Annotated in this window: 30 protein-coding genes, 1 tRNA gene and 1 pseudogene; 10 read left to right on the forward strand and 22 right to left on the reverse strand. The window is 67.3% G+C overall.

Annotated features, from left to right (window positions below; genetic code table 11):
- Positions 1-150: 150 nt before the first annotated feature.
- The 3 genes from AC1DCZ_RS10965 to AC1DCZ_RS10975 are packed head-to-tail and all read right to left on the reverse strand — an operon-like array spanning position 151 to position 4053.
- Entirely contained in the window at positions 151-1428 is a 1278-nt protein-coding gene (locus AC1DCZ_RS10965) for a glycosyltransferase family 87 protein (protein ID WP_476974601.1), read from the reverse strand.
- Positions 1429-1434: 6 nt separating this feature from the next.
- Positions 1435-2610: a cystathionine gamma-synthase gene (locus tag AC1DCZ_RS10970; protein WP_476974602.1), complete on the reverse strand. Its 1176-nt coding sequence runs from the start codon at positions 2608-2610 to the stop codon at positions 1435-1437.
- 57 nt (positions 2611-2667) lie between these two features.
- Positions 2668-4053: a cystathionine beta-synthase gene (locus AC1DCZ_RS10975; RefSeq protein ID WP_476974603.1), complete on the reverse strand. Its 1386-nt coding sequence runs from the start codon at positions 4051-4053 to the stop codon at positions 2668-2670.
- Positions 4054-4139: 86 nt separating this feature from the next.
- Here AC1DCZ_RS10975 and AC1DCZ_RS10980 point away from each other — a divergent pair, with 86 nt between their 5' ends.
- Positions 4140-5318, forward strand: a complete 1179-nt coding sequence (locus tag AC1DCZ_RS10980; protein WP_476974707.1) for an ArsB/NhaD family transporter — start codon at positions 4140-4142, stop codon at positions 5316-5318.
- 16 nt (positions 5319-5334) lie between these two features.
- Here the strand turns inward: AC1DCZ_RS10980 and AC1DCZ_RS10985 are convergent, their stop codons facing one another.
- Entirely contained in the window at positions 5335-5757 is a 423-nt protein-coding gene (locus AC1DCZ_RS10985) for a VOC family protein (protein WP_476974604.1), read from the reverse strand.
- 174 nt (positions 5758-5931) lie between these two features.
- On the opposite strand from AC1DCZ_RS10985, the gene AC1DCZ_RS10990 reads away from it, so the two are divergent.
- Entirely contained in the window at positions 5932-6912 is a 981-nt protein-coding gene (locus AC1DCZ_RS10990) for a DNA-3-methyladenine glycosylase family protein (RefSeq protein ID WP_476974605.1), read from the forward strand.
- Positions 6913-7068: 156 nt separating this feature from the next.
- Here the strand turns inward: AC1DCZ_RS10990 and AC1DCZ_RS10995 are convergent.
- Positions 7069-8746 (reverse strand): annotated as a pseudogene (locus tag AC1DCZ_RS10995) (AMP-binding protein).
- Between the two features lie 102 nt (positions 8747-8848).
- Between AC1DCZ_RS10995 and AC1DCZ_RS11000 the strand changes: the two are divergent.
- A complete protein-coding gene (locus AC1DCZ_RS11000) occupies positions 8849-9127 on the forward strand; it encodes a putative quinol monooxygenase (RefSeq protein ID WP_476893964.1) in 279 nt (92 codons plus the stop codon).
- A 151-nt stretch (positions 9128-9278) separates the two neighbouring features.
- Here the strand turns inward: AC1DCZ_RS11000 and AC1DCZ_RS11005 are convergent, their stop codons facing one another.
- The 4 genes from AC1DCZ_RS11005 to AC1DCZ_RS11020 all read right to left on the reverse strand — a co-directional run bounded on the left by AC1DCZ_RS11005 (position 9279) and on the right by AC1DCZ_RS11020 (position 11188).
- Positions 9279-9692, reverse strand: a complete 414-nt coding sequence (locus tag AC1DCZ_RS11005) for a thioredoxin family protein (protein ID WP_476893963.1) — start codon at positions 9690-9692, stop codon at positions 9279-9281.
- An 88-nt stretch (positions 9693-9780) separates the two neighbouring features.
- The gene (locus AC1DCZ_RS11010; RefSeq protein ID WP_476974606.1) at positions 9781-10326 is read right to left on the reverse strand and encodes an acyl-CoA thioesterase; all 546 of its coding nucleotides are present in this window, start codon (positions 10324-10326) and stop codon (positions 9781-9783) included.
- Between the two features lie 128 nt (positions 10327-10454).
- Positions 10455-10874 (reverse strand): Type 1 glutamine amidotransferase-like domain-containing protein, encoded by a 420-nt coding sequence (locus AC1DCZ_RS11015; protein WP_476974607.1) that lies wholly within the window; start codon positions 10872-10874, stop codon positions 10455-10457.
- Positions 10796-11188: a hypothetical protein gene (locus AC1DCZ_RS11020; protein ID WP_476974608.1), complete on the reverse strand. Its 393-nt coding sequence runs from the start codon at positions 11186-11188 to the stop codon at positions 10796-10798. Before AC1DCZ_RS11020 ends, AC1DCZ_RS11015 begins: the two co-directional genes overlap by 79 nt.
- A gap of 67 nt (positions 11189-11255) precedes the next feature.
- Between AC1DCZ_RS11020 and AC1DCZ_RS11025 the strand changes: the two genes are divergently transcribed.
- Positions 11256-11387 carry a hypothetical protein gene (locus AC1DCZ_RS11025; protein ID WP_476974609.1) on the forward strand — a complete coding sequence of 44 codons (132 nt, stop codon included), beginning with the start codon at positions 11256-11258 and terminating at the stop codon, positions 11385-11387.
- 162 nt (positions 11388-11549) lie between these two features.
- Here the strand turns inward: AC1DCZ_RS11025 and AC1DCZ_RS11030 are convergent, their stop codons facing one another.
- The 4 genes from AC1DCZ_RS11030 to AC1DCZ_RS11045 form a co-directional block, all read right to left on the reverse strand.
- Complete coding sequence (locus AC1DCZ_RS11030) at positions 11550-12092, reverse strand: GNAT family N-acetyltransferase (RefSeq protein ID WP_476974610.1); 543 nt, start codon at positions 12090-12092, stop codon at positions 11550-11552.
- Positions 12093-12101: 9 nt separating this feature from the next.
- Positions 12102-12677 (reverse strand): GNAT family N-acetyltransferase, encoded by a 576-nt coding sequence (locus AC1DCZ_RS11035; protein ID WP_476974611.1) that lies wholly within the window; start codon positions 12675-12677, stop codon positions 12102-12104.
- 84 nt (positions 12678-12761) lie between these two features.
- Entirely contained in the window at positions 12762-14354 is a 1593-nt protein-coding gene (locus tag AC1DCZ_RS11040; protein WP_476974612.1) for an ABC transporter permease, read from the reverse strand.
- Positions 14347-15294, reverse strand: coding sequence for an ABC transporter ATP-binding protein (locus AC1DCZ_RS11045; RefSeq protein WP_476974613.1), 948 nt, complete (start codon positions 15292-15294; stop codon positions 14347-14349). Before AC1DCZ_RS11045 ends, AC1DCZ_RS11040 begins: the two co-directional genes overlap by 8 nt.
- 129 nt (positions 15295-15423) lie before the next feature.
- On the opposite strand from AC1DCZ_RS11045, the gene AC1DCZ_RS11050 reads away from it, so the two are divergent.
- On the forward strand, positions 15424-15861 hold the full coding sequence (locus AC1DCZ_RS11050; RefSeq protein ID WP_476974614.1) for a DUF1810 domain-containing protein: 438 nt from the start codon (positions 15424-15426) through the stop codon (positions 15859-15861).
- A 44-nt stretch (positions 15862-15905) separates the two neighbouring features.
- Here the strand turns inward: AC1DCZ_RS11050 and AC1DCZ_RS11055 are convergent, their stop codons facing one another.
- The 4 genes from AC1DCZ_RS11055 to AC1DCZ_RS11070 all read right to left on the reverse strand — a co-directional run bounded on the left by AC1DCZ_RS11055 (position 15906) and on the right by AC1DCZ_RS11070 (position 18712).
- Positions 15906-16607: a HEAT repeat domain-containing protein gene (locus tag AC1DCZ_RS11055; RefSeq protein ID WP_476974615.1), complete on the reverse strand. Its 702-nt coding sequence runs from the start codon at positions 16605-16607 to the stop codon at positions 15906-15908.
- Between the two features lie 43 nt (positions 16608-16650).
- Positions 16651-17799 (reverse strand): EAL domain-containing protein, encoded by a 1149-nt coding sequence (locus tag AC1DCZ_RS11060; protein WP_476974616.1) that lies wholly within the window; start codon positions 17797-17799, stop codon positions 16651-16653.
- Positions 17796-17972 carry a DUF1059 domain-containing protein gene (locus tag AC1DCZ_RS11065; RefSeq protein WP_476893952.1) on the reverse strand — a complete coding sequence of 59 codons (177 nt, stop codon included), beginning with the start codon at positions 17970-17972 and terminating at the stop codon, positions 17796-17798. Before AC1DCZ_RS11065 ends, AC1DCZ_RS11060 begins: the two co-directional genes overlap by 4 nt.
- A 134-nt stretch (positions 17973-18106) precedes the next feature.
- Complete coding sequence (locus tag AC1DCZ_RS11070) at positions 18107-18712, reverse strand: DinB family protein (protein ID WP_476974617.1); 606 nt, start codon at positions 18710-18712, stop codon at positions 18107-18109.
- A 177-nt stretch (positions 18713-18889) separates the two neighbouring features.
- On the opposite strand from AC1DCZ_RS11070, the gene AC1DCZ_RS11075 reads away from it, so the two are divergent.
- Positions 18890-19357, forward strand: coding sequence for a sensor histidine kinase (locus AC1DCZ_RS11075; protein WP_476974618.1), 468 nt, complete (start codon positions 18890-18892; stop codon positions 19355-19357).
- A gap of 66 nt (positions 19358-19423) precedes the next feature.
- Here the strand turns inward: AC1DCZ_RS11075 and AC1DCZ_RS11080 are convergent.
- Together AC1DCZ_RS11080 and AC1DCZ_RS11085 are read right to left on the reverse strand one after the other, a co-directional pair.
- A tRNA-Tyr gene (locus AC1DCZ_RS11080) sits at positions 19424-19505 on the reverse strand.
- Positions 19506-19655: 150 nt separating this feature from the next.
- On the reverse strand, positions 19656-19904 hold the full coding sequence (locus AC1DCZ_RS11085; protein ID WP_476974619.1) for a hypothetical protein: 249 nt from the start codon (positions 19902-19904) through the stop codon (positions 19656-19658).
- Between the two features lie 199 nt (positions 19905-20103).
- Here AC1DCZ_RS11085 and AC1DCZ_RS11090 point away from each other — a divergent pair, with 199 nt between their 5' ends.
- On the forward strand, positions 20104-20595 hold the full coding sequence (locus AC1DCZ_RS11090; protein ID WP_476893948.1) for a YajQ family cyclic di-GMP-binding protein: 492 nt from the start codon (positions 20104-20106) through the stop codon (positions 20593-20595).
- A 114-nt stretch (positions 20596-20709) separates the two neighbouring features.
- Here the strand turns inward: AC1DCZ_RS11090 and htpX are convergent, their stop codons facing one another.
- Both htpX and AC1DCZ_RS11100 read right to left on the reverse strand, forming a co-directional pair.
- On the reverse strand, positions 20710-21579 hold the full coding sequence (htpX, locus tag AC1DCZ_RS11095; protein WP_476974620.1) for a zinc metalloprotease HtpX: 870 nt from the start codon (positions 21577-21579) through the stop codon (positions 20710-20712).
- Positions 21580-21643: 64 nt separating this feature from the next.
- A complete protein-coding gene (locus tag AC1DCZ_RS11100; protein WP_476974621.1) occupies positions 21644-22915 on the reverse strand; it encodes an MFS transporter in 1272 nt (423 codons plus the stop codon).
- Positions 22916-23017: 102 nt separating this feature from the next.
- Between AC1DCZ_RS11100 and AC1DCZ_RS11105 the strand changes: the two genes are divergently transcribed.
- The 3 genes from AC1DCZ_RS11105 (at position 23018) to AC1DCZ_RS11115 (ending at position 25891) form a co-directional block, all read left to right on the forward strand.
- Entirely contained in the window at positions 23018-23485 is a 468-nt protein-coding gene (locus AC1DCZ_RS11105) for a Fur family transcriptional regulator (RefSeq protein ID WP_476974622.1), read from the forward strand.
- A 64-nt stretch (positions 23486-23549) separates the two neighbouring features.
- On the forward strand, positions 23550-25031 hold the full coding sequence (locus AC1DCZ_RS11110; RefSeq protein ID WP_476974708.1) for a catalase: 1482 nt from the start codon (positions 23550-23552) through the stop codon (positions 25029-25031).
- Between the two features lie 224 nt (positions 25032-25255).
- Positions 25256-25891 carry a DUF2461 domain-containing protein gene (locus AC1DCZ_RS11115; RefSeq protein WP_476974623.1) on the forward strand — a complete coding sequence of 212 codons (636 nt, stop codon included), beginning with the start codon at positions 25256-25258 and terminating at the stop codon, positions 25889-25891.
- Positions 25892-25897: 6 nt separating this feature from the next.
- Here AC1DCZ_RS11115 and AC1DCZ_RS11120 read toward each other — a convergent pair whose 3' ends face one another.
- A complete protein-coding gene (locus tag AC1DCZ_RS11120; protein ID WP_476974624.1) occupies positions 25898-26503 on the reverse strand; it encodes a TetR/AcrR family transcriptional regulator in 606 nt (201 codons plus the stop codon).
- Positions 26504-26554 lie beyond the last annotated feature (51 nt).

Genomic DNA, 26554 nt, shown 5'->3' on the forward strand with positions numbered 1-26554 from the left:
GTCGGCCCTTCGGCGCGAGAAAAGCATTAGGGTGGGACACGAAGACCTCCGTTTGTGGAACTGGACTCTAGACAAGCCCCACTCCACTCGGAGGTCTTCTTCATGTCACCCCACCACGCCGAATGTCACCAACCTCCGTGGGTAATACAGCTAGATGGTCGTGCGCAGCGCGGCGCGGGACGGCCGGTAGGCCAGCGCCCAGTAGACCAGCATCGCCATGCCGCACACAACGCCCAGGCTGGCGACGATGAGCTGCCATTGGGTCTGCGGATCCTTGCCCCAGACCTGCGCTCCTGCCATGACGGCAAGGTATTTTGGCGTCAGGTAAAAGGCCATGGCGGAGAAAGCGACGATGATCCAGCCGGCGAGGCGCATCTTACCGTCCCGGGACGGGACACGGTGGATGGCGAATCCCATGCACGGCAGCGCCACGGCCATCCACACCCAGTGGTGGGACCAGGACACGGGACTGACCAGCAGCATCAGCACGGCGGTGGCGGACACGGCCACGAAGTTCTCCTCCGCGGCGACGGCCCATTGGATGACGAGCGCCGCGACCGCGGCCAGGACCAGCGCCAGCACGAGCCACACCACGCTGGTCAGGCCGGAATCGGGCAGTCCCAGGTGCAGCAGCAGGCCCTTGACCGAGAGGTTGTCGACGTAGGCCGGACCGCCGATCCGCCCGGTGTCCGGCAGGATTTTGGTCCAGAACGTCACCGATGCCGTGGGCAGCAGCGCCCAGGCCAGGGCGATGGAGCCAAAGAACCCCGCAGCCATCCAGCCGAGGGCCCTGAAGTCCCGCCGGACCAGGAAATACAGCCCGAACGCGAGCGGGGTCAGCTTGATGCCGGCCGCGATGCCGATCAGGAACCCGGCCGGCCAGCGCATTTCCCGCGCCCGCGACTTTCCGTGGAGCGCAAAGTCCGCCAGGATCAGGCCCATCAGGATGATGTTGATCTGGCCGAAGTCGAAGGTGTCCCGCCAGGGTCCCAGCAGCAGGACCGCCGCGGTTCCGGCCAGCGCCACGGCCCTGAACCGCCAGTCCGCAAAGGCGTCCCGCCAGCCGCCGAGCCGGAAGTAGTGCCGTGCCAGCCAGGCCGAGACAACCGCGGCGCCCAGCAGTGCCGCGCCGATGAACACCAGGCTGCCGGCGCCCTGGCCGAGGGATGCCAGGGCCGCGAACAGCAGCGCCGCAAACGGCGGGTACGTGAACGGCAGCCCGTCCCGGATCGCATACAGTTCGTTGACGCCTGTCTCCCCGGTCTGCAGCACGCGGCTGCCGCCGTAGAAGTAGACCTCGAAGTCGTTCATGAGCGGGATATACGCGGAGTACAGCACCACCAGGGCCGCCACGACGGCGAGCGCGCCGGCCGCCGTCGCAAGCCGGCCGCGCGTGGTGGAGGCCGTGGCCCTCATGGTGATCGTCACGGGTTGTTAGTTGCCTGTCTCGAGGGTTGAGAGGGCGTGCTCGAGGTCGGCGATGAGGTCCTCGACGTCCTCGATGCCGCAGGAGAGCCGGATCAGGTTCACCGGTACGGCCAGTTCGGTGCCCTTGACCGAGGCGTGCGTCATTTCCGAGGGGTAGTTCATCAGGGATTCGATGCCGCCCAGGGATTCGGCCAGGGTGAACACGGAGGTCGATTCGGCCACCTTGCGCGCAGCGGCCTCGCCGCCCTTGAACTGCACGGAGATCATCCCGCCGAACTTCTTCATCTGTTTCCTGGCCAGTTCGTGGCCGGGGTGCGAGGGCAGGCCCGGGTACAGGACGGCTTCGACTTCGGGACGCTTCAGCAGCCATTCGGCCACGGCCTGGGCGTTGTCGCTGTGGCGGTCCATGCGGACACCGAGGGTCTTCAGGCCACGGGTGGTCAGGAAGGCGTCCATCGGGCCGGAGACGGCGCCCACGGCGAACTGGACGAAGCCGATCTTCTCGGCCAGCTCGGCGTCGTTGACGATGATCGCCCCGCCGACGACGTCGGAGTGCCCGCCGATGTACTTCGTGGTCGAGTGCACGACGACGTCGGCGCCGAGCGCGAGCGGGTTCTGCAGGTACGGCGAGGCGAAGGTGTTGTCCACGACCAGGAGGGCTCCGGCGTCGTGCGCCAGCTTGGCGAGGGCCTCGATGTCGGTGATTTTCATCATCGGGTTCGACGGCGTCTCCACCCACACCAGGCGGGTCTTGCCGCCGGCTGCGATGGCGGAGGCCACGGCGTCAAGGTTGGACATGTCCACCGGGGTGTTGCCGATGCCCCACTCCCCCAGCACGCGGCTGATCAGGCGGTAGGTTCCGCCATAGGCGTCGTTGCCGAGCACGATGTGGTCGCCGGGCCGGGTCAGGGCGCGGATCATGGAGTCCTCGGCGGCGAGGCCGGAGCTGAAGGAGAACGCGGCGGACCCGCCTTCGAGTGCGGCCAGCTGTTCCTGCAGCGAGTCACGGGTGGGGTTGGTGCCCCGGCCGTACTCATAGCCGGCACGCAGGCCGCCGATCCCGTCCTGGGCGTAGGTGGAGGAAAAGTGCACGGGCGGGACCACGGCACCGGTGCGCGGTTCGAAAGCCTGGCCGGCATGGACGGCGCGGGTGTTGAAACCTGTTTTTTCTGGCAAAGACATGTGGAATCCTTTCGGCCGGTGGCCGGAACCGCCGCGAGGGCGGAACCGGCCGGCGGGTCAGTTGCTGAGGTAGGCGAGGAGGTCGTGGCGGGTCAGGATGCCCACGGGAGCGCCGACGAACGTCACCATGAGGGTGTCGGCGTCGGAGAGGAGTTCGCGGGCCGTCGAGATCGATTCAAGTGAGCCGATCACGGGCAGCCGCGCCTCCATGTGTTCGGAGATCTTGTCGGAGAGTTTGGCCTCGCCGCGGAAAAGCTTGGCGGTCAGGGTGCGTTCATCCACGGCGCCGAGGACCTCGCCCATCACCACCGGAGGCTCTTGGGAGAGCACCGGGATGTGCGAGACGCCGTACTCGTTCATGATGTTGATGACGTCGCGGACGCTCTCGTTGGGGTGAATGTGGACCAGGTCCGGCAGTTCTCCGGTCTTGGCCTTGAGGATCTCGCCCACGGAGGCTTCATCCCCGCTGGCCAGGAACCCGTAGGACCGCATCCACTGGTCGTTGAAGATCTTGGCCAGGTAGCCGCGGCCGGAGTCCGGCAGGATGACGACGACGACGGCGTCCGCCGGCAGGTCCTGCGCGGTCTGCAGCGCGGCGACGACGGCCATGCCGGAGGACCCGCCCACGAGCAGGCCTTCCTCGCGGGCCAGCCGCCGGGTCATCGCGAAGGAATCGGCGTCGCTCACGGCGATGACGTCGTCCGGGACGGACTTGTCATAGTTGGCCGGCCACATGTCCTCGCCGACGCCCTCGACGAAGTACGGCCGGCCCGTGCCGCCGGAGTAGACCGACCCCGCGGGGTCCGCGCCGATGATCTTGACGACACCGCCCTCGGCCGCGGGCCGGTCTGCGGAGACTTCCTTGAGGTACCGCCCGGTGCCGGTGATGGTGCCGCCGGTACCTGCGCCAATTACGCAGTGGGTGATCTTGCCGTCCGTGTCGTTCCAGATCTCCGGGCCGGTGGATTCATAGTGGCTGGCCGGGGCGGCCGGGTTGGAGAACTGGTCCGGCTTATAAGCCCCGGGGATTTCGGTGACGAGCCGGTCCGAGACTCCGTAGTAGCTTTGCGGGCTGTCCGGCGGGACGGCGGTGGGGGTGACCACCACTTCGGCCCCGTACGCCTGAAGCACGGCCCGCTTGTCCTCGCCCACTTTGTCCGGGACCACGAAGATGCAGCGGTAGCCCTTCTGCTGTGCGACGAGGGCCAGGCCGACTCCGGTGTTGCCGGAGGTGGGCTCCACAATGGTTCCGCCGGGCAGGAGCTTGCCTGTGCGTTCGGCTTCCTCGACCATCTTCGCCGCGATCCGGTCCTTGATGGAACCGCCGGGGTTCAGGTATTCCAGCTTCACGAGGACGGTGGCGGCGATACCGTCGGTCACGTGGTTGAGTTTGACGAGCGGCGTATGGCCGATGAGGTCCAATATGGACTGGGCGTACTTCATAGGTACAAAGTTACCGTCTCCGGCCGGGGAGGCACGTCGGCGCGGCGCCGCGGCCCGGCAGGTGCGACGATTGGGCCGTGAAGAGTATGGCTTGGCTGAAGAGGCTCAGGAGCTACGCGTTGCCCGCGGGCATGCTGCTGGCCGGGGCCGCCGCACTGGCGTCCGGACTGCTCCCGGTCCCGGCCTTCCAGGAGCTGGCCGCCCGCACGGTGCCGGTGCTGACGTTCGTCGTGGCCATGTCCCTCGTGACGGAGCTGGTGGACGACGCCGGGCTCTTCCGGGTGGTCACGGAGCGCCTCGCCGCCCTGGGCCGCGGCCGGGTTGTGCTGCTGTGGCTGCTCGTCATCGCCCTGGCCACGGTCTCCACGGTGTTCTTGTCGCTGGACACGACGGCGGTGCTGGTGACTCCCGTCGTCGTGCAGCTCGCAGTCCACGCCCGCATTCCGCCGCTGCCGTTCGCGCTGACCACCATTTGGCTGGCCAACACGGCGTCGCTGCTGCTGCCGGTCTCCAACCTGACCAACCTTCTCGCGCAGGACCGGCTCAAACTGAGCCCCGCCGCCTTCGCGGGGCTGGTCTGGGCGCCCGCACTTGTGGGCATCCTGGTGCCGCTGGCGCTGCTCTGGCTGGCGTTCCGGAAGGACCTCCGCGGCGGGTACGGGCCGCAGCCTGTCCACAAGGTGCGGGACCGGGTGCTGCTGTTTTCAGCCGCCGGCGTCATGGCGGTGCTGCTGCCGGCCCTTGTGTCCGGCGTGCCGGTGCAGTTCCCGGCCCTGGCCGCGGCGGCGGTCCTTCTGGGGTTGTTCCTCTGGCGGCGCCGCGCGTCATTGCGCTGGTCCATGATCCCGTGGCGGCCGCTCATGCTGACCTCGGGGTTGTTCATGGTGGTGGAGGCGCTACATGCCAACGGGCTGACGCGGTTCCTCTCCGGAATCGCCGGCTCGGGGGAAGGCCTGCCGGCGTTGCTGCAGCTTGCCGGGCTGGGCGCCGGGGCCTCCAACGTGGTCAACAACCTGCCGGCCTACCTGGCGCTGGAGCCTGTGGGCGGATCGCCGGCGCGGCTGGCGGCCCTCCTGATCGGGGTCAACCTTGGCCCGCTCGTGACCCCGTGGGCGTCCCTGGCCACGTTGCTGTGGCACGAACGGCTCCGCACGCTGAACGTGGAGATCCGCTGGGGTGGCTTCGCGCTGGCCGGCCTCGCCGCCGTCGTCCTCACGGTTCCGCTCGCCGTCGTGGCGCTGTGGCTGGTGACGGGCGGGCACTGACTCCGGGCGCCGCAGCTCAGGCGCCGATGTCGTTGGCTCCTGCGCTGCCGCCGCCCTCGGGCACGGCGTTCTGCCACAGGCCGACCACGTTTCCCTCCGTGTCCTTGAAGTACGCGTTCCATCCCATCCCGGGAACTTTCATCTTTCCCCGGAGAACGGAGCCGCCCAGGGCGCCGATCCTGGCCAGCGCCGCATCGATGTCCTCGACGTCGACCGTGACCACGGGAGCGGTCAGCTCGCCGCTGCGCCGGAACAGGCCGCCGTTGATGGATCCGGTGGTGGCAGGCCGGCCGTGTTCGTCCACCGGAGTGGTCATGGCGAGGCTATATTCCATCTCAGGCATGACCTGGAAGCCCCATCCGAACGCAGAACTGTAGAACTCCCGCGCACGGTTCTCGTCGTCCGCGGGAATCTCGAAATGCACAACGCCACCAGCCATCGCAACCACCTGACAATCCCAGGACCTCAAAAAAGCAGGCACGGGCGGTCCGCGCCTCACCCGGATTCTAGTCTTCGGACCCCCGGCGGGGGAGTGCCGATTGGCACGCGGTTCTGTGGCCGCATTCTGCGGCCCGTTTCCGCGGCTGCCCGGCGCACATGGGAACATGGTCGAATGACCATCGCAGACGTCCCCGCCGGCTTGGCCGCCGCGGCGGACGCCTCGTTGCGGTGGCACCCGGACGGGCCGTTCGACCTCTTGCAGACGCTCGGGACGCTCCGCAGGGGCCACGGCGACCCTGCGATCCGCGTTGCCCCGGACGGTGTCTGGCTGGCCTTCACGACCCCGGCCGGCCCGGCCACCCTGCGCCTTACGGCCGGCGGCCCGGACTCCGCGCCGTTCATTGACGCCCAGGGCTGGGGTCCGGGCGCCGACGACGCCATGGACTCCGTCCCCCGGCTGCTCGGCCGCGACGACGACTGGTCAGCCTTCGACGAGCCGGCGTTCCAGGCCACGCTCCCCCGCATCGTGGTTGACGCCCGACGCCGGAACCTCACCGTCCGCCTGCCCGCAACCGGCCGCATGATCGACTCGCTCGTGCCGACCATCCTGGAGCAGAAGGTCACCGTCATCGAGGCCCGCCGCGGCTACCGCTACCTGATGTACCGCTTCGGGACGGCGGCGCCCGGCGCGGGCACGGCCGGCCCCGCCAACCTGGTCATCCAGCCCACGCCCGAGCAATGGCTGCGGATCCCGTCCTGGGAATGGCACAAGGCCGGGGTGGGGCCCCAGCGCTCGGCAACCGTCATGCGCGCGCTGCGCTCCGCCGTCGCCCTTGAACGGCTCGCCGCCCTGCCTGCCGTGGAGGCCGCCACGAAGATGCAGGCCATCCCCGGGATCGGTGTCTGGACGGCAGCCGAGGTGGTGCAGCGGACGCACGGCTGCCCGGATTCGATTGCGGTGGGCGACTACCACCTGGCGGCGTACGTGGGTGCGGCCTTGACCGGGCGGCGCACGGATGACGCGGGCATGGTGCGGCTGCTGGCGCCATGGGCCGGCCACCGGCAGCGCGTGGTCCGCATGCTGGGGCTCAGCGGTTTCCGCAAACCGACCTTCGGTCCGCGCATGACCATCCAGGACCACCGCCACCACTGACCGCCCGAAACCATCGGGGCTGGCCGCGCTCCGGGGGGGCTCTTTGACGCGGACACTCCGCCAACCAGGGCGCCGGCGTCGGACATTGCGACCATAGTGCCCCCGGAAGAACCATCCCGCCGCGAAACAACGCCCCCGCCCCGGGCCCGACGAGGTCTAGAGGCCCAGCCGGGTCACGGCTTCCTGGCGCATGTCCACCTTGCGGATCTTGCCGGAGACGGTCATCGGGAAGCTTTCGCGCACATCCACGTAGCGCGGGATCTTGTAGTGCGCCAGCTTCCCCCGGCAGAACTCCGCCAGGCGCGCGGCATCCAAGGGCTCCGCGCCGGGCTTGAGGATGACGCAGGCCATCAGTTCCTCGCCGTATTTGGCGTCCGGGACGCCGATCACCTGCACGTCCTGGATATCCGGATGGGTGTAGAGGAATTCCTCGATTTCGCGCGGATAGACGTTCTCGCCGCCGCGGATCACCATGTCCTTGATCCGGCCCTCGATCACGATGTACCCGCCATCGTCCATCCGGGCGAGGTCCCCGGTATGCATCCAGCCGTCGGCGTCGATCGCCTCGGCCGTCTTGTCCGGCTGGTTCCAGTACCCCCGCATCACGGCGTAGCCGCGCGTGCAGAGCTCGCCGATCCCGCCGCGCTCCAACACTTCTCCCGTCACCGGGTCCACAATCCGGCTCTCCAAATTCGGCATGGTCCGGCCCACGGTCTCGGTGCGCTGGGCCATGGTGTCGACGCTTCGGGTCATTGTGGACACCGGTGAGGTTTCCGTCATCCCGTAGCAGATGGCGACGTCCGTCATATTCATCTCCGAGATGACCCTGTTCATCACCTCGATGGGGCACAGCGAGCCGGCCATGACGCCGGTACGCAGCGTCGAGAGGTCATAGGACGCGAACTCCGGCAGGGCGAGCTCGGCAATAAACATGGTCGGCACTCCGTACAGGGAGGTCCCGCCGAAATCCTGTACAGCTTCCAGGGCCGCGGCAGGAGTGAATCCCCGTCCCGGAATGATGGTGGCGGCACCGTGGCTGAGGGCGTTGAGGTTCCCGATCACCATGCCGAAGCAGTGGTAAAACGGCACCGGGATCACCACCCGGTCGTGCTCGGTGTAGCCGAGCTGCTCGCCGATCGAGTAGCCGTTGTTGAGGATGTTGTGGTGCGTGAGGGTGGCGCCCTTGGGGAAGCCCGTCGTGCCGGAGGTGTACTGCAGGTTGATCGCGTCGTGCGGGTCCAGTTCCGCCATGCGGGCCTTCAACGCCGGATGCCCGACGTCGTCAGCCCGCTTGAGCAGTTCGGCGTACGTCCGCTCCGCCTCATTTTCAGGGTCGCCGGCGCTGAGCCCGTCGGCGCCGGCATCCGGGAGGAAGATCAGCTCGCGCAGTTCCGGGCATGCCGCCAACGCCTGCCGGGCCATTCCCGTGTAGTCGCTGTTCTTCTCCGACGGCGCACAAACCAGCATCCGCATGCCATTCTGCCTGACCACGAACTCCAGCTCGTGGCTGCGGTACGCGGGGTTGACGTTGACCAGGATCGCGCCGATCTTCGCCGTCGCATATTGCAGGATCGTCCACTCGGCGCAGTTCGGACTCCAGATGCCGATCCGTTCGCCCTTGGCGACGCCCAGTGCGAGCAGCGCACGGGCGAGGCGGTCGACGTTAGTCGTTCAGCTTGGTGTAACTCCATCGCCGGGCCTCTTCTCCCGGGACCGCCGCAGCCTCGATCAGGGCGTCGTGGAACGGGAACCGGGCCACGATACGCTCGAAGTTCTCGCCGATGGTTTCCTCGAGCAGCGGGACGTCAGTGTCCCCGGCTGTGTAAGCAAGCATTCTGTGACGCTACCAACAGTGCGGCGGCAAAAGAAGACCAAAGGTAGGAGGTCCTATGAAATCTTCAGGAAACCGGGGCCGCTGCCCGGTAGGGTGAAACCCATGAGCGCACCCATTGACTTGCTGGCCACCTTCATTCCCAACGAGGGCGAATTCTTCCGCGTGAAGCTCGCCCTGGAAATCGCCATCGACGAGGTGGTCAACGAGCCCGGCTGCATCCGGTACGAACTCACCGAAGCCACCGAGGACAAGCTGGTGCTGACCGAGCAGTGGGCCTCGCAGGAGGAGCTGGACAAGCACTCCAAGGGCACGGCGGTCCAGGATCTCAATGAGTCCCTGAGCGCGCTGCTGGCCGAACCCGTCAAACTCGAGAAGCCCTAGCACCTCCCGACCGAACAACGCCCCTAGCACCTCCCGACCGAACAACGCGGGGCCACTTCGCGCCGATTGATCCGAAGATCCTGGGTGCAAAGTGACCCTGCGTTGTTTGTGGAGCCGTCCGGAAGTTGTGGAGCCGTCCGGAAAAGGGGGCTTAGGCCTCCGGGATCTGCGATCCGTCCTGCGTGCCCGCCGCGGCGGCAGCCTCGGCCTGCGAGCGCGCCACGTGCGCGTGGACCTCGTCCATGTCCAGGGCCTTGACGGCGTCAACCACTTGTTCGAGCTGCTGGGCGTTCAGCGCGCCCGGCTGGGAAAACACCAGCACCTTTTCGCGGAAGGCCATCAGCGTCGGGATGGACGTGATGCCTGCCTCCGCGGCGAGCTGCTGCTCTGCCTCGGTGTCCACCTTGGAGAACACCACGTCCGGGTGCTTCTCGGAAACGGCTGAGTATGTGGGTCCGAACTGCTTGCACGGGCCACACCATTCGGCCCAAAAATCGACGAGGACGATGTCGTTGTCCTCGACGGTAGCTGCGAACTGTTCACCTGTAATGTCTACGGTTGCCATGAGTCAACGGTACGCGAGGCCGTCCGGGATGTCCCCCGCATTTCGCTGATGGCTCACCCTGCCGGATTTGCCATCCCCGGGCCCGGACTCAGGCCCAGACGTGCGGCGCGGGACGGCGGGCGCCGGGCAGCGCGTTGGTTTCGCGCCATTCGTGGATCCACCCGGGCAATTCCAGATCCGCCGGCGGCGCGCCGAATTCGCGGATGATCTCCTCTTGGCTGACCGGCTTTCCCTTGCACACCAGTCGCGTGGCGATGTGGGCGCGGGCGTAGATCTCGCCGTCGACCACCATGCGCTGCTCGAAGTAGATGGCCTTCGCATCGAGTCCGATGATCCTGGATTCGATCGTGTACTGCTGCCACAGCTGCAGGGAACGGCGGAAGGCGATGGTCTCCCCCGCGGCCACCGGGCTCCAACCGCGGCGGCGCATCTTCTTCCACACTCCGCTGCGGGCCATGAGGTCGAACCGACCAAGGTCCATCAGCGAGAAATACATGCCGTTGTTGACATGCATCGCGATGTCGATATCGGTCGGCAGGACCCGGAGCGGCAAGGACGACGTGTCCCAGATGCTCAGCGGCGGGCGCCGGGAGGACCTGAACAGCAGGATGAGGGTGCGCAGCAGCAGATGCATGCGCACAATGTTACTTGCCAGTAACTAAGTCGCCAAGGGGTGCCTTTTCCGGCGCCTTCGCCGGTGCCCTCTCCGGTGACGCCGGACACCGGCCGTGCCGGGTCAGACGGCAGGGTCACCCGGCCGGGTCAGACGGCAGGCAGCATCGAGAGAGTGGCTTTGTGCCCGGGGCCGCGGATCATCCAGCAGTTGCCCGTGCCGATGACGCGCTGCTCGTGCGGATCCGCGTGGGGCAGCACCAGCGCGGTGTTCTCGTCCACGGCCGCGGCTTTGTCCACGAGACCGTGGACCACGGCGGCCGCGGCCCGGCTGAGGGTGCCCGCCTGGGCGGTGTGCACGTCGACGGCGTAGGGCACCAGGCCCAGTCCGTCGCGGACGTCGAGTTCATCGAGGCCTTCCGAGCATTCCTCGGCGCAGACCTCCACGCCGCCGACCCGGTAGCCGCCGATAATGGCCCGCTGCGGCGCGATCATGGCGCCTGCGGAGAAACCAAGATACGGCGTGCCGGCCGCGACGGCCCCCCTGATGGCTTCCGCGGAGTCCGCCAAACCGGTGAGGTAGACCGGGGTGGGGCCGCCCCGACGACGATCGCGTCAACTCCGTTGAACACTGCCGGATCTGCCGCACCGCCAGGCCGGAGCAGCACGACGTTTACCTCACACGCGGTCCTGGCTTCGATCGGCTGCACGTAGGCCGGCAGGAAGTACGCCGAGCTGCCTTCGTTGTCCACCAGCACCACGGCAATCCGCGGGATTTCACTCCCGCCTGCCGCGGCCTGCGCACGGGCCTCTTCCGTGAACCGGTCGAAGATCACGGGCGTGGTCACGGTGTCAGGGCCGCCGCCTACGAGGAAGATGCTCATGGCTCTCAAGGTACCCGGATCGGCACGGCTGGCAATGGCCGTTGTCGTGCCGTAGTAGCCTCGCCGGGTGACGCAACACCTCGCGGTCCGGGCCGCCGTCGTCGACGACGCCGCCGGCATCGCCCACGTCCAGGCCTGGCCTGGCCTGGCGGGAATGCTACGCCCGCCTGCTGCCGGCGGAGACCCTGGCAGGATTTGAACAAGGTCCCCGGGAGACGAAATGGCGGGAACTCCTCGACGCGGCAGCGCCGGATGTATGGGTGGCCTGTGACGGCACGGACATCGTCGGCTGGGCATCCGCGGGAGCCGGGCGCGACGACGACCGCCCCCGCTTTCTGGAGCTCGAGGGCATCTACGTGCGTCAGAACAGGATGCGCTGGTACAGGATGTGGTCCTGCCACGACCCGGCGATCCTGAGGTAGTCGCGGGCCGGTCCGATCTCCTCGAACCCGGCCCGCTTCAGGATCTTCTGGGAGGCTGCGTTGTGCGGGAGAGTCGCGGCCTGTAGCCGGTGCAGCCCGAGCTCGTCGCGTGCGGCCTCCACAGCGAACTCGACCGCGGCCGAACCGATTCCGCGGCCCGTGACATCCTTGTCCACCCAGTATCCGAGGTGACCGCTGAGGAACGGTCCGCGGACAATGCCGCTCACGTTCATGACGCCGATGGCCACATCACCGTCCAACAGGACCCATGGGACGTCCGAACCGGCGATGAACAAAGCGAGTTTCGCGTCGATGCTGGCGGCCTGCCCCGCGGCAGTAAAAAACTCTTCGGCCCGCACAGGCTCCCAGGGTGCCAGGTGCTCCCGGTTCCGCCGGTAGGCGGCGCTCAGTCGCTCTGCGTCGGATCTGCGCAGCACCCGGATCCGGACAGTGCCCGTCAAAGTGGTGCCCATCTGAGTCATCCGCAGACTCTAGCGGGCGTCGCGGCCAGCTTCAATCGCCGCCAGGCCCTTCGCCGGCACTTCGAGAATCGTCTCCAGACCGTCCTCGTCGTCCCACTGCTCCCCCACTTCGCGGAACCCGTACTGGTCCAACAGCTGCCGGGAGGGGAGATTGTCCGGACGCACCGTGGCCCGGACGACGGCGACGCCCGGGTGACGCTTCGCCGTCGCCAGGAGGATCATGAGGGCACCCCGGGCGTGGCCCCGGCGGCGGTGCACGGGGTCGATCGAATAGCCGATCTCGACCATGCCGGCTCCGTCTGGCGGCCCGTGGAAGCCGGCCCGGCCCACCACCTGTCCGGAATCCTTCTCGACCACCACCCGCGTCACCCACGCCGCGTCGGCGGGACGCCGGGCAATCTGGTCCCGGCGCCTCCGCCACGTGCCGACGCATTCGGCGCCCGCAAGGTAGGGCGTCAGGTCAAGGGCCGTCACGGCGCTCGCAGCGTCCAGATCGCCGTCGGCGAGCGCGTTCAGCACGGCCGGAGGAAGTTGCACAAGTTCGAGGGCCGCGGCGGACCCGGACGTCCAGGGTTTTTCGGTCATGTCCATCCCGCCATCATGGCAGACAGGCTCCGGCGCCTCCGGAGCGATGGCACCGTCGTGCGGGACCACGTTCAGTTGGTGCCCTCATGCGGCCAGGTCCCGGTGGCGCCAGCCGGCATAGCCCAGTGCGGCGAGCGCCGCAGCGGCCGCAGTGAGGCCCAGCAGCGGGCCGACGGCGCTGGAATCCACGGGAAGCAGCGGTGAGTGGCGGAACGGGGAGAGGTCCATCAGCCACTCGGGCGCGTTCCACAGCACGCCGAACTCCCCCAGTGCCACGAAGGCGAGCAGCAGTCCCCAGACCGCGCCGGTGAGCCGCGGTGCCCAGCCGAACACGGCCAGCACAGCCGCGGCCAGGACCCAGGCCGCAGGGATCTGGGCGACGGCGGCCACCGTGACCCGCCCGAACTGGCTGCCATCCGCCAGGGCTACCGCGGCGCCGGCGCCGACCGACACACCGGCGAGCAGCATCAGCAGCGCGACGCCGGCCAGGGCCATCGCGAAGTGGCTCGTGGCCCAGCGTGTCCGGGTGGTGGCGGTACCCAGCAGCGCCTCGACATGGCCCGCTGTTTCTTCTTCGCGCAGGCGGGCGGTGGCGGACAGTCCGTAGGCCGAGGCAAGGAGGCCCATGATGCCGACTTCAGCGGCCATGAACGCGTCGGTCATCGCCTGGCTGCCGCCCAGCGTCTTGACCAGGTCCTGGGCGTTGGCGGAACTCAGCAGATCCGCGACGTTGCTGACCAGCGAACCGATCACCACCCCGAACACGACGAACGCCGCGGACCAGGACAGCAGGACGCGGAACTGCAGCCGGACGGCCAGGTCCCGGACACCGTTGAGCGAGCCCCGGGCCGGGCCGGGGCGTTCCTCGCGCAGGCCAGAGCCGAGGTCGCGCCGTGCCCGGAGCGCAAGGGCTACCGGCACGAGGGCCACGCAGAGCGCCAGCGGCAGGGCCAACACCCACCAGCGGTCCCCGGCGAAGGCACGGATCTGCTGGTTCCAGCCGATCGGTGACAGCCAGGACAACGCGGACGGTCCGGGGTCGGCGAGGTCGCCCACAGCCCGCAGCGCATAGGTCACGGCGACGACCCCGACGCTGAGTCCGGTCGCGGCCCGGGCGCTGGAGGTCAGCTGTGCCGCCACCCCGGCGACCGCGCTGAACGCCATCCCGGTGGCCGCCCAGCCCAGCCCGAACGCGAAGGACCCGGCGGCCGGAAGCCCGCCCGCGGCCAGGGACACGGCGGTCACCAGCCCGAGCACCAGGCTGGCACCCCAGCTGATCACGAGGGCCGCGGCGAGCGGGGCATCGCGCCCCAGCCTTCCGCCGCCGAGCAGTTCCAACCGTCCCGATTCCTCATCGCTGCGGGTGTGCCGGACGGTGATGACGACCATGAGGACCGCGAGGATGGCGGCCATGAAGGCCGTGTACTTGATCAGGGACAGGGCACCGAGCGACGCGGGGTCGTAGATCCGGCCGAACAGCGCGACCAGGGATGCGGTGGCGTTGAGAGCGGTGGCCGCCTCGACCCGGCTTCCGACGTCGGGGTACAGCTCCGCTCCGGCCACGGCCGTGGAGTAGGTGGTCGCGGCGAACCCGATGATCCAGGCTGGCAGCAGCCAGCGGTCCCGCCGCAGGCCGAGCCGGATCAGGACACCGGTTCCGGCCAGGGTTTCACGCATCGTCCGACTGTCCCGCGTGCGCCGCGGGCACAGACGGGGGTGCGTGCTGTGACCGGCCCGCGGGTCCGTAGTGGCGCAGGAAAAGGTCCTCGAGCGTCGGCGGCTGGCTGGTCAGCGCGAGGAGTCCGACGTCGGTCAGCGCCCGCATCAGCGGGGCCAGTCCGGAGGGTTCGACCTGGGCACTGACCCGGTGGTTGGCAATGACGACGTCGTGGACCCCGGGCAGCGTATCCAAGCCCTGGGGCACGGCCGCAACCTCGGCGGTAACCGAGGTCCGGGTCAGGTGCCTCAGCTGTTCGAGCCTGCCGGTGTCCACCACCCGGCCCTCGCGGATGATGCTGACGCGATCCGAGAGGGCTTCCGCCTCGCTCAGGATGTGGCTGCTGAGCAGCACGGTGCGGCCCTGGTCCCGCAGGTCCCGGACGCACCCGCGGAACGCGTCCTCCATCAGGGGGTCCAACCCGCTGGTGGGCTCATCCAGCAGGAAGAGCTCGGCGTCGGTGGCCAGCGCTGCAATCAGTGCCACTTTCTGGCGGTTGCCCTTGGAGTAGGCCCGGGATTTCTTGGTCGGGTCCAAGTCGAAGACGTCCAGGAGACGGCTGCGGCGGGCAGCGTCCTGGCCGCCCTGGAGCCGTCCGAGGAGGTCGATCACCTCGCCGCCGGTCAGGTTGGGCCACAGCGCGACATCGCCGGGAACGTAAGCGAGCCGCCGATGCACGGTGGCGACATCACGCCAGGGATCCCTGCCCAGCACCCGGATCGAACCCGCGTTGCAATGGAGCATCCCCAACAGCAGCCGGATCGTTGTGGACTTGCCCGAACCGTTGGGCCCCAGGAACCCATGGACCTCGCCTGCCTCGACGGAAAAATCCAAGCCGTTCAGGGCTGTCACCGGCCCGAACCGCTTCACCACGCCGACCATTTCCAGGACGCTCGCCATAGGGGATACGATACGCCCGGCCCGCAAAATGGGAACATGCCAGGGGAACCTGACCGGCACAGCCCGTATCTGCGGCCGTGAACCAGGCCAAGAATCCGGCCGAGGACCAGACCGAGGAAGGAAGCAACCATGGAGGACCCTTACAACCTCGAACGGTTCGCGACCGCCCAGGACTCGGGCGGAACATACCGGCGCGCCATCACGGAACTCCGGGCCGGCTCCAAGAGCAGCCATTGGATGTGGTTCGTCTTCCCCCAGATCGAGGGCCTGGGGCAGAGCGCGACCTCCCGGAAGTACGCCATTTCCTCCCTGGACGAGGCCAGGGCCTATCTTCGGGACCCGGTGCTGGGTCCGCGGTTATTGGAAAGTGCTGGAACCGTCGCTGCCCTCGAAGGGCTGACCGCAGTCCGCATCTTCGGCGGCATCGACGCGCGGAAGCTGCATTCCTCGATGACCTTGTTTCTGCGGGCGGCCCCGGAGGAACCGGTCTTCCGGGCGGTCCTGGCCCAGTATTTCGGCGGCGTACCCGACCCCGCCACCGACCAACTCCTCGGCGGCCAGGGCTGAACCCTTGGGAAAGTCCGCATCCAGGGGCAGTTCTGGCGGAAATGTCAGGGCTGACCGTCCACTAGCCGCTTGAGCCGTGCCTTCTTGCGGTTCTCCCGGTCGATCCAGGCAACATCGGGATCTGGGCTCCGGCCCAACTGCGCGAACATCGGCATGCCTTCGGCCGGGAGGGCCGCGACGGCGACGCTCCACCCGTAGCCGAGGGCCTGGCGGAGTGTGCGCACCGGCGGCGACCGGCGGTCAACGTCAGGTGTATTTGCCAGATCCGTCGTCACGTCGCGCAGAAGGGCGAGCGCCCGGAGCGCGTATGCCGGGTTGCGCAGGAGTCGCGGCTCGCAGACGGCCGCGACGGCGGCGCGCCGTACGAGCGGATCCGGGTCGCGGGCCCAGGAATCGGCCAGCGTGAAAGCTCTCTCCGGATCGTCGTCGCCCGCCCGCTGCAGTGCCATGGCGACGCCTTCCCGCACCCGCCAACGGGGATCAGCGGCCCGTGAATGCAGCATATCGACGTACCTGTCATCGCCGGACCCGAGGTGCCGGCCGAGCGCCACCAGACCGCACACAGTTGCGAACTCATCGCCGCTGGCGATGAGTTTTTCTGCTCGCGCGACGTCGGATTCCTCACCGCAGGCAGCGACAAGCTCCAGGTTCCCGCGTGGCCCCGGCAGCCCGCTGTTGGCGTTCAGGTAGGGCATCCAGTCATCCAGGTGCGCCAGTGCGGCCCGGTGATCATTGATCTTGCTCATCCGCCAGTATCCATGTGGCAGGCGCTTTTGCGCGAGGGGTCTGCTATCCGGTAGCTGTGAGCGCCGTGATCATGCGCTCCATGCGTGCGATGCCGGCGAACCGGCCCGCGTTGTCCGTCACCAGCAGCGGCTCGAACCGGCTGGCCCGGACCCGCGTCATCGACCGCTCCAGCGCTTCGCTGATCGGTGTATCGAGGTTCACGCGCATCCCCGGGCTCACCATGCCCAGGGACGCCATGTCCGCGTCCAGTACCGAAATGGGCCGCAGATGGTCGCCGATCAACACCATTGACTGCAAAGCGGGGTTTGCGGCGAATGCTTCCGCCGCCGCAGCTACGCTGTGGGCCGTCGACGCCGGTTCCAGGACGTCCCGGACAACGGTCTTGTGGACCACGGGCCGCTGCGAGGCCAGCCGGTGGGCCAGGTCCACATCGAGTTGCGCCCAAGGCGGGCCCGGGCGCGCCAGGCAATAGCCTTGAACCAGCGGAACACCGAGCGAAACGAGGGCATCGAGCTCCTCCACACGCTCCACGCCCTCCGCGAGGATCCACGCGTCAACACGGCTGGCAAACGTTCCGAGCATGCTGACCAGGGCGCGCTTGGCTTCGTCGCGGTCGACGTCCTGGATGAGGTCCCGGTCAATCTTGATCAACGAGGGCCGCAGGGCCAGCAGGTGCCGCAACCCCGCATAGCCGGCTCCGGCGTCGTCGACGGCGATCAGCGCGCCGGCGGCGCGCAACTGGTTGAGGTCCGGCTCGAGCTCCAGGTAGGAGTCAATCGGGGTTTGTTCGGTCAGTTCGATGACCAGCCCGCCCAGGGACCCTTCCTGCCGCCACACGCTCCGGACGCTCTCCGTGGACAGCAGTTCCGGTGAGATGTTCAGGGTCAGGAAGCAATTGGCCGGCAGCGTCGCCCGGTGCCTGAGCGCGGTCCGCAGGGCGGCCGTTTCCAGCGCCGCAGCCTTCCCGTGGGAGCGCGCGGCCGCGAACCACACTTCCGGGTTCTTCTCTGCGAAACCGGGGAACCGCGCAAGTGCCTCGTACCCGACAACCGTGCCGCGCGCGGTGTCGACAATGGGCTGGTAGGCCGCGGCCAGGCCTTCGCCGCGGCAGGCGGCCGCCAGGAGCTCTTCCCAGTCCGGAGCCGTGGACGCGCCGGAGCCGGGAGGCGAGCCGTCAGCCGCAGGAATCAACTAACCGGAACGATGGCTTTATGGACCGACTGGACGAGGTCCGCGGGCAGCTCGACCAGTCCGTGGGCCGACGCGGCGTGCGCGGCAACGTTGACCAGGATTTCATCGTCCGTGCTGCAGACCCAGCGGGCCTCGCAACCGGGCACTACATCACCACAGGCAAACGACTTCACTTTTGCTCCTCAGATTCGACGGCGAACGGCACCACCCTACTCCGGCATCCGCGCAAACGCGGAGATTCTCCGAACGAAACGCGCCGGCCTTGCCGGTCTTGCCGGTCTTGCCGGGTTAAGGTTCCCTGGGTCCTCTACGTCCGTCTGGCCGACGACTGCGCGGAACGCGCAGCCGCCTCGATCGCGGCCCGATGTCCGGCCCACTCCGCCGGGTTCCGCGGGGAGAGGTTGGGATCGCCGGGACGCTGTCCGGCCGTTCCGTCGATCAGCTCGCGGAGGATGTCGGCGTGTCCGAGGTGATGGGCAGTCTCAACGCACATGTGCACCAGAATCTGGTGCAGGCTCACGTGCCGCCGCTCTTCCGGCCACCACGGAACCTCACCCGGCGCGTCCAGCGGAAGGGCGTCGATTGTGGCGTCGCTGTGGGCTGCGGCCGTCCGGTGCAGCTCGATGATCTGCCCGCGCGTCTCATCCGGAGTTGCCCACATGTCGGCGTCCGGCTCGGCCCCGTCCGCCAGCCACGGCAGCTCGACGCTGCTGGGCCGTCCGAAGACCTCGCCGAAGTACCCCAGTTCAACGCTCGCCACATGTTTGACCAGGCCCAGCAGGTTGGTTCCGGTCGGTGTGAGCGGCCTGCGGGCGTCGTACTCGTCGAGCCCGTCGAGCTTTCCCAGGAGGTCGGCGCGCCGGGTGCTCAGGTACCGGTGCAGAATCGCCTTCCCGTCCAACGTGTCATCCATGACGGGCACTATACCGAACGGCCGCCGGTTCCGGGGGCCTCCGCAACCGGCCGGCGTCACTACGTCGGCGGCCCTGCGCGGAAGAGAGCGTCGGCCGACCCGCGCTCCTTCCACCCGGGGGAACGGCAGGAAGGATTCTACAAGGAAAAGCCAAGGACCCCCGCGCACAGTAGCACTATGAAATCACTACTAAGCGACGAAGTGGTCGCCGTACGTGGGGTTCTCACTGATACACATCCGGTCGATTTCCATGCTCTTGGCGTGGCCGGCGCAATTCACCGGATAACCCTTCCCCTCCAGGAACGCGGGACAGCGGTGCATTTCGAGACTCCGCACCACGGAATGGAAGTGGACCGGCAGTCCGCAACGCTGCTCTATCGGGCGGCGCAGGAACTCCTCAGCAACATCTACAAATTCACGGAAGCCTCATCGGTGACGGTCAGGCTGGGCTGCGTCAGCCACGCCGTCCAGCTTAAAGTGAGCGACAACGGCGGCGGGTTCGACATCGCGTCAGCCACCAGCGGCAGGCATTCCGGCATGGGCCTGCGCCTCATGCGCCTCGCTGTGGACGTCGCCGGCGGTCACATGACTATCGAGTCGTCCGCTTCGGGAACGTCCGTGACGATAACACTGCCCCTCGACTAGACCGCATAGGCCTGATCAAAAGAAAAAGCCTCCGGAACCTGTCGGTTCCGGAGGCTTTTCCAAGGGTGGCAGATGAGGGATTCGAACCCCCGTAGGCGTTGCCAGCTGATTTACAGTCAGCCCCCTTTGGCCGCTCGGGTAATCTGCCGAACTTCAAAAGAAGATCACTCGCGGCTTCTTTGGCCAGAACGCCTGTTTCCAGTCCGTTCCGCTTCCAGCAACCGCGGGCAAGACAACTTTACAGAACTTCCGCCGAAGAATCGAATCGGCGCCCGACCGGCCCAAAAACCCCGGAATATCAGGCTTCTCCAAGGATGCGGCCGGCGAGTTTCGTTTCAAACCGCGCCGCCTGCGCCTCTGTGACCTGGTTAAGCTGCACCGCGCGGGCCAGGTCCGCGTGGACACCTTCCATCCGGGCCGACGCATCGGCGGCCGGGCTAAGGATGATGGAGCCTGCCAACGCGGCTGCGGCCACGGAGGTCACCGCCGCGGCCATAGTGGCTGCGGCGGTGGAGCGGGTGACGTAGTGGACGGCGTTGCGGTGCATGAGCTGTGCCTTTCGAAGAACTCTTCCAACCCCTGCAACTCTGGCCGGCAAAGCTTCGTTCCCGCCCTGCTTCAGCTTTGAGCGGACTGTGAAACGTGGTTGTCCCGGCCGGCCTTCACATCATGGGCATCCGTACTAGTCTGGAATGCAGACATCTCGGCCTTTCAACAGGCACCCGGCAATCATCAGGAGGACATTCATGGCAGGCGAATCCACATTCGACGTCGTCAGCAAGGTAGACAAGCAGGAAGTCGCCAACGCGCTGAACCAGGCGCAGAAGGAACTGGTCCAGCGCTACGACTTCAAGGGCGTAGGCGCAGAGGTTGACTTCAGTGGCGAGAAGATCCTGATGAAGGCCAACTCCGAAGAGCGCGTGCTTGCCGTCCTGGACGTACTGCAGTCAAAGCTCATCCGCCGCGGCATCTCGCTGAAGTCCCTGGACACGGGCGAGCCCTACGCTTCCGGCAAGGAGTTCCGGCTCGAGGCCACCATCAAGGAAGGCATCGCCCAGGACTTGGCCAAGAAGATCAATAAGCTCATCCGCGACGAGGCCCCCAAGTCCGTCAAGTCCCAGATCCAGGGCGACGAGCTGCGCGTGACGTCCAAGTCCCGCGATGACCTGCAGGAGACGATGAACATCCTGAAGGGCTTCGACGAAGCCGATCTGCAATTCGTGAACTTCCGCAGCTAAGCACCGGGCGACACGCAAAATTTCCCTCGACGCGCAAATGCGCTAGCGACACCGGAATACCGAGTGCGCCAGCCCATTTGCGCGTCGCCAGCCTATTTGCGCGTCGCACAATGGCTAGAGCAGCGGCCGGCCCGCCATGCGCTCCAGGCGGCCGATCCGATCACTCATCGGCGGGTGTGTCGAAAACAGCTTGACCATGGCGCCGCCGCGGAACGGGTTGGCAATCATCAGGTGCGAGGCGTTCACGAGCCTCTGGTCCTGGGGCAGTGGCGCCAGCTGCACGCCCTGCTCGATCTTGCGCAGGGCTGAGGCGAGCGCCAGCGGATCGCCGGTGAGTGACGAACCGTCCTCGTCGGCGTCGAACTCCCGGGTGCGGGAGATGGCCATCTGGATCAGCGACGCGGCAAACGGTGCCAGCAACGCCATAGCAATCATGGCCAACGGATTTCCGTTGCGCCGGTCACCGCCGCCGAAGAACAGCAGCATCTGCCCCACCGACGTGATCACACCGGCGACGGCGGCCGCCACCGAGGACGTCAGGATGTCCCGGTTGTAGACGTGCATGAGCTCGTGCCCCAGCACGCCCCGGAGTTCGCGGGCGTCGAGGAGCCGGAGGATGCCTTCGGTGCAGCACACCGCAGCGTTTTGCGGGTTCCGGCCGGTAGCAAAGGCGTTCGGGGCCATGGTGGGCGAGAGGTAGATCCGCGGCATCGGCTGGTTGGCCCGGACGGAGAGTTCCCGGACGATCTGGTACAGCTGCGGCACCTCGGCCTCCGTCACCGGGTAGGCCTGCATGGACCGGATGGCGATCTTGTCGCTGTTCCAGTACCCATACGCCGTGGTGCCCACCCCGACCAGGGCCATGATCCAGATGGGGGCCACGCTGCGCGTGCTCGCTCCGATCAGCGCACCCAAGGCAAGCAACACCGCCCACAGCACCCCGAAAAGGGCCGCGGTTTTCAGTCCGTTGTGATGCTGATGCACTGTTCCTCCCAGGCCATTCTCCCGGGCACGGTTGTCCGGGATCATTCAATAAGGAAACGAACCGTCAGGGGACCGGGTTCCGCGCGTCATACTGCAGGAAGCCCGACTGCAGGTGTGCAACCGTCCACGCCACCGCGACGCACAGCAGCCCGCCCACCAGCAGGACCCAGCCCTCACTCAAAAGTTTAGTTGCACCGCCCGCAAGCATGTCCCCGATCCGCGGGCCCCCGGCCACCACGACCACGAATACACCCTGCAGCCGTCCGCGCAGGTGGTCCGGGGTGGAGGACTGCAGAATGGTGGTCCGGAAAACGGCGCTGACGGAATCGGCGATGCCCGCGAGCGCGCAGCAAAGGGCGGCCGGCAGCAGCCACAGCGTGGCTCCGCCGCCGCCGGAGAGGCCGGCAAGGACCACCACCAGGCCAAAGCCGGCAATCGAGGCACCCCAGCCCATCACGGACCACACCACCGCGGCACCCTGGCGGCAGACGGCGCCCAAGGGCCCGGAGAACAGCCCGGCCAGGAATGCGCCGACGGCCGTGGAGGCCAGCAGGATGCCTACAGTGGCCTCCCCGCCGCCGATCATCAGTGCGCCGATCGCGGGCAGGAGCGCCCGGGGCTGCGCGAAGATCATGGCCACGAGGTCGATGATGAAGGTCATCCGCAGGTTCGGCCGGGTGCCGAGAAAACGGAAGCCCTCGACGACGGAACGCAGCCCCGCCGGGCGCGCGTGCTGACCAGGCGGCATGGGCGGCAGCTTCAGGAGCGCCCAGACGGCGAACGCGAAGCTCACGACGTCGATCGTGTACGTCCAGCCGAAGCCGATCCAGGCCACGAGCACGCCGGCCAGCAGCGGCCCGGCGGTCATGGTCAGCCCGAAGCTCATCATGTTCAGGGCGTTGGCTGCTGGCAGCAATTCCTTGCGGACCAGCACGGGGATGATCGCGCTGCGGGCCGGCTGGTTGATGGCCTGGGCCCCGCTTTGCACGGCCACAAGCAAATAAAGGAACCACACATTGCCCAGGTGCAGCCACGACTGCAGGGCCAGGCAGGCGGTGGTCACCCAGAGCACGGACGTAGCAAGCAGTGCCACCTTCCGGCGGTCATGGGCGTCCGCGATGGATCCGCCGAGGAGGCCGCCGAACACCAGCGGAACCAGGGCGAAGATGCTGAGCAGGCCCACGTAGAGGCTGTCCTGGGTCAGCCGGTACACTTCCAGGCTCACGGCCACGAGGGTCAGCTGGCTGCCCAGGGCCGAGACCGCTGACCCCAGCAGCAGCCGGCGGAAGGCCGGACTTTCGCGCAACGGCGTGATGTCCGCCAGAAATTTCCCCACCCGGCAACTCTAGCGGCGAGCGGGCCGAGCCCTGTGACGTGGGCAGACGCACTTAGTGTTACCTTATTGTGAACTGATCACAATAAGTGCTTGAATGGGGGCATGACGGATTCGCCGGGCACCCACGAAGCATGGGCCACCGCCCTGCATGCCCACGGGCGCCGGGTGACGAAACAGCGCCTGGCGGTGCTGGCCGCCGTCGAACACCACCCGCATTCCCCGGCAGAGGCCATTCTGGCCGCCGCCCGGCAGGAACTGCCCGAGCTGACCGCCCAGTCCGTCTACGTGGTCCTGGGCGACCTCACCGAACTGCAGATGCTCCGCCGGTTCGAGCCCCCGCACTCCCCCGCCCTGTATGAAACGCGGGTGGGAGACAACCACCACCACGCCGTCTGCATCAGCTGCGGCCGGGTCGAGGACGTCGAATGCGCAGTCGGCCACGCCCCCTGCCTCACCCCGCACTGGGACGAGAATGCCAGGCCGATGACCATCCAGATCGCGGACGTCATGTACCAGGGCATCTGCCAGGACTGCCAGCACACCCAACAACTTCCCTCCGAACGAAACTAAGAAACCCAACCCAAGGAGAACGATGACAGCGAACATTTCTGCGCCCATCTCACCCGCCGTGTCCATGCCTGCCCGCTCAACGACGCAGTCGGGCGCCCCGGTCACATCCGACGCGCACTCCCAGACGGTTGGCGCTGACGGCGCCATCGTCCTGACCGACCACTACCTGATCGAAAAGCTTGCCCAGTTCAACCGCGAGCGTGTGCCGGAGCGTGTGGTGCATGCCAAGGGCGGCGGCGCGTTCGGTACCTTCAAGACCTCCGAGGATGTCTCGAAGTACACCAAGGCCGCGCTGTTCCAGCCGGGTACCGAAACGGACATGCTCATCCGGTTCTCCTCAGTCGCCGGCGAGGCAGGCTCGGCCGACACTTTGCGTGACCCCCGCGGTTTCGCCGTGAAGTTCTACACCACGGAGGGTAACTACGACCTCGTCGGAAACAACACTCCGGTGTTCTTCATCCGCGACGGCATCAAGTTCCCGGACTTCATCCACTCGCAAAAGCGCCTCCCGGGCACCCACCTGCGTGACGCCGACATGCAGTGGGACTTCTGGACTCTGTCCCCCGAGTCCGCCCACCAGGTCACATGGCTTATGGGCGACCGTGGCCTGCCGGCGTCCTGGCGTGAAATGCAGGGCTACGGCTCGCACACTTACCAGTGGATCAATGCCGAGGGCGAGCGCTTCTGGGTCAAGTACCACTTCAAGTCCAACCAGGGCGTCAAGTCCATGACCGGCGATCAGGCCGAGGCACTGGCCGGCGCGGACGGCGACTTCTACATCCGCGACCTCCAGGAGAACATTGCCGCCGGCAACTTCCCGTCCTGGGACCTGCACGTCCAGGTCATGCCGTATGAGGACGCCAAGACGTACCGCTTCAACCCGTTCGACCTCACCAAGGTCTGGCCGCACAGCGACTACCCGCTGATCAAGGTCGGCACCATGGAGCTGAACAAGAACCCGGAGAACTACTTCGCGCAGATCGAGCAGGCCACGTTTGCGCCGTCGAACTTCGTGCCCGGTATCGCCGCCTCCCCGGACAAGATGCTGCAGGCCCGCATCTTCTCCTACGCGGACGCCCACCGCTACCGCGTCGGGACCAACCACGCCCAGCTCCCGGTGAACCTGCCGCAGAGCCAGGTCAACAACTACAGCCACGACGGCCAGGGGCGCTTCCACTTCAACGCCCCGTCCGTCCCCGTGTACGCGCCCAACTCCTTCGGCGGCCCGGCTGCCGTGGAGCCCGGTGTTGCAGGCGGCGGCTGGGAGAACGACGGCGAACTGACGCTCTCCGCGCACTCCCTGCACGCTGAGGACGGCGACTTCGGCCAGGCCGGCACTTTGTACCGCGAGGTGTACAACGACGGCGAGAAGGCCCGCCTGCTGGACACCGTCACCGGTGCCGTCAGCGGCGTCAAGAACGCCAGCATCAAGGAACGCGCCATCCAGTACTGGACCAACGTCGACGCCGAATTCGGCGCCAAGCTGCGCGCCAACCTGGGTGCCGGCCAGCTCGAGTCCGACGCCGAGGCCGCCAACAAGATCTAGTCGCCCTGCTTCCGAGCGGCCTGTCCTTGGGGGCTGGCTGTTCGGCCTTCACTTAGGCCGGCTGTTCGGCCTTCGCGCAGACCGACCAGGCCTGCAGGGCCCGGCCGCTCAGGCTGGCTGCCGGAACGCCCCGTCACGGTTCACCGTGGCGGGGCGTTCTGTCGTTTTCCACATAGGCTCCCCGCCACTCGCCAAGGGAACTCCTGCGTCCCTAGGATTCAGGCATGACCTCATTCGCAGGCATTCCGGATGCCGCCTTCCGGTTCTATTCCGACCTTGAAGAGAACAACAACCGTCAATGGTGGCTGGATCACAAGGCCACCTACGACGACGCCGTCAAGGTGCCGCTCACCCTGCTGCTTGCCGAGCTGGAGCCGCGCTTCGGCGAGCCCAAACTGTTCCGCCCGAACAGGGACATCCGGTTCTCGCCGGACAAGTCCCCCTACAAGACTGCCCAGGGCGCCTTTGCGTCGGTTGCGGAAGGCGTGGGCTTCTATCTCCAGCTCAGTGCGGACGGCCTTCTGATCGGCGGCGGCTGCCACGCCCACACGCCGGCCCAGGTGGCGCGTTACCGCGTCGCAGTCGATTCCCCGGCCAGTGGCGAGGCGTTGCAGGCCATCGTGCAAGGGGTTGAGGCTGCCGGCTTCGCGGTGGAGGGCGATAGTTTGAAGACCGTCCCCCGGGGCTTCGACAAAGACCATCCGCGGGCAGAACTGCTCAAACACAAATCCATCACGGCCGGCGTGAACGTGGGCCAGCCCGACTGGCTCGCGACGCCCGGGGCAGCAGATGAAGTGGGGCGGCGCTGGGAAGAGCTGCGGCCCCTCGTGGAGTGGATCGGCCGCTACGCACCCCCGTGAGGCGGGTCAGGGGTGCTGGCCGTCCGCGGCAAGGCGCCGGTCGAGGTTGTTGAAGAAGACCAGCATCATCAGATCGAACGCCTTACTGGCTTCCTCGGGCTTGTTGTTGACGACGAAGTCGAACTGCAGTCCATAGAAAGCTGCGGTGAAGAGCCGGGCATCGGTGTCCGCGAACTCCTCGCGGACACCCTGGATCATCAGCCAGTTGCAGGCCTTCTCATGCAGCATCCGGAAGTGCGCCTGCCCGGTTCCGCGCGGGGCGGCCGCCACGACGTCCTGGGCCGTGGCCTCGAATTCGAGCCGCGCCAGGTGGCGGTTGCGCTGCGCCATGGTCCACCGCCACGACTCCAGTAGGAAAGCTCCCCAGGCCTCCCTGTCAATATCGCGGACGTCAGTGGCGCGGATGCTGTCCAGCCGGGATTCGATCGAGCGGATGATCTCATTCACCAGCTGTTCCCGATGGCCGAAGTGGTACACCAGCACGTAGCTGCTCACGCCGAGGCCCTCCGCCAGGCTCCGGAAGGTCAGCTCCGCCAGCGTCTTGTCCATGAGGTAGTCCAGAATCGCGCTCAGCAACTCTGATTTGCGTTCCGGTCGTGCCGGTCGTGCCATGGGTCCATCATAAGGAGCGGCAGCGTCGGTCTGCTCCTGCAGGATCCCGCC

The organism is Arthrobacter sp. 10N418 (assembly GCF_056394725.1).

Excerpts from the sequence above, each read along its gene's own strand:
- AC1DCZ_RS11085 (WP_476974619.1), bottom strand. The coding sequence starts at position 19,904 with ATGCACCGCAACGCCGTCCACTACGTCACCCGCTCCACCGCCGCAGCC.
- AC1DCZ_RS11090 (WP_476893948.1), top strand. The coding sequence starts at position 20,104 with ATGGCAGGCGAATCCACATTCGACGTCGTCAGCAAGGTAGACAAGCAG.
- AC1DCZ_RS10990 (WP_476974605.1), top strand. The coding sequence starts at position 5,932 with ATGACCATCGCAGACGTCCCCGCCGGCTTGGCCGCCGCGGCGGACGCC.
- AC1DCZ_RS11050 (WP_476974614.1), top strand. The coding sequence starts at position 15,424 with ATGGAGGACCCTTACAACCTCGAACGGTTCGCGACCGCCCAGGACTCG.
- AC1DCZ_RS11000 (WP_476893964.1), top strand. The coding sequence starts at position 8,849 with ATGAGCGCACCCATTGACTTGCTGGCCACCTTCATTCCCAACGAGGGC.
- AC1DCZ_RS11045 (WP_476974613.1), bottom strand. The coding sequence starts at position 15,294 with ATGGCGAGCGTCCTGGAAATGGTCGGCGTGGTGAAGCGGTTCGGGCCG.
- AC1DCZ_RS11115 (WP_476974623.1), top strand. The coding sequence starts at position 25,256 with ATGACCTCATTCGCAGGCATTCCGGATGCCGCCTTCCGGTTCTATTCC.
- AC1DCZ_RS11005 (WP_476893963.1), bottom strand. The coding sequence starts at position 9,692 with ATGGCAACCGTAGACATTACAGGTGAACAGTTCGCAGCTACCGTCGAG.
- AC1DCZ_RS11035 (WP_476974611.1), bottom strand. The coding sequence starts at position 12,677 with ATGACCGAAAAACCCTGGACGTCCGGGTCCGCCGCGGCCCTCGAACTT.
- AC1DCZ_RS11120 (WP_476974624.1), bottom strand. The coding sequence starts at position 26,503 with ATGGCACGACCGGCACGACCGGAACGCAAATCAGAGTTGCTGAGCGCG.
- AC1DCZ_RS11110 (WP_476974708.1), top strand. The coding sequence starts at position 23,550 with ATGCCTGCCCGCTCAACGACGCAGTCGGGCGCCCCGGTCACATCCGAC.
- AC1DCZ_RS11070 (WP_476974617.1), bottom strand. The coding sequence starts at position 18,712 with ATGGATGACACGTTGGACGGGAAGGCGATTCTGCACCGGTACCTGAGC.
- AC1DCZ_RS10970 (WP_476974602.1), bottom strand. The coding sequence starts at position 2,610 with ATGTCTTTGCCAGAAAAAACAGGTTTCAACACCCGCGCCGTCCATGCC.
- AC1DCZ_RS10985 (WP_476974604.1), bottom strand. The coding sequence starts at position 5,757 with ATGGCTGGTGGCGTTGTGCATTTCGAGATTCCCGCGGACGACGAGAAC.
- AC1DCZ_RS10980 (WP_476974707.1), top strand. The coding sequence starts at position 4,140 with ATGGCTTGGCTGAAGAGGCTCAGGAGCTACGCGTTGCCCGCGGGCATG.
- AC1DCZ_RS11020 (WP_476974608.1), bottom strand. The coding sequence starts at position 11,188 with ATGAGCATCTTCCTCGTAGGCGGCGGCCCTGACACCGTGACCACGCCC.
- AC1DCZ_RS11105 (WP_476974622.1), top strand. The coding sequence starts at position 23,018 with ATGACGGATTCGCCGGGCACCCACGAAGCATGGGCCACCGCCCTGCAT.
- AC1DCZ_RS11030 (WP_476974610.1), bottom strand. The coding sequence starts at position 12,092 with ATGACTCAGATGGGCACCACTTTGACGGGCACTGTCCGGATCCGGGTG.
- AC1DCZ_RS11010 (WP_476974606.1), bottom strand. The coding sequence starts at position 10,326 with ATGCATCTGCTGCTGCGCACCCTCATCCTGCTGTTCAGGTCCTCCCGG.
- AC1DCZ_RS10975 (WP_476974603.1), bottom strand. The coding sequence starts at position 4,053 with ATGAAGTACGCCCAGTCCATATTGGACCTCATCGGCCATACGCCGCTC.
- AC1DCZ_RS11075 (WP_476974618.1), top strand. The coding sequence starts at position 18,890 with ATGAAATCACTACTAAGCGACGAAGTGGTCGCCGTACGTGGGGTTCTC.
- AC1DCZ_RS11055 (WP_476974615.1), bottom strand. The coding sequence starts at position 16,607 with ATGAGCAAGATCAATGATCACCGGGCCGCACTGGCGCACCTGGATGAC.
- AC1DCZ_RS11040 (WP_476974612.1), bottom strand. The coding sequence starts at position 14,354 with ATGCGTGAAACCCTGGCCGGAACCGGTGTCCTGATCCGGCTCGGCCTG.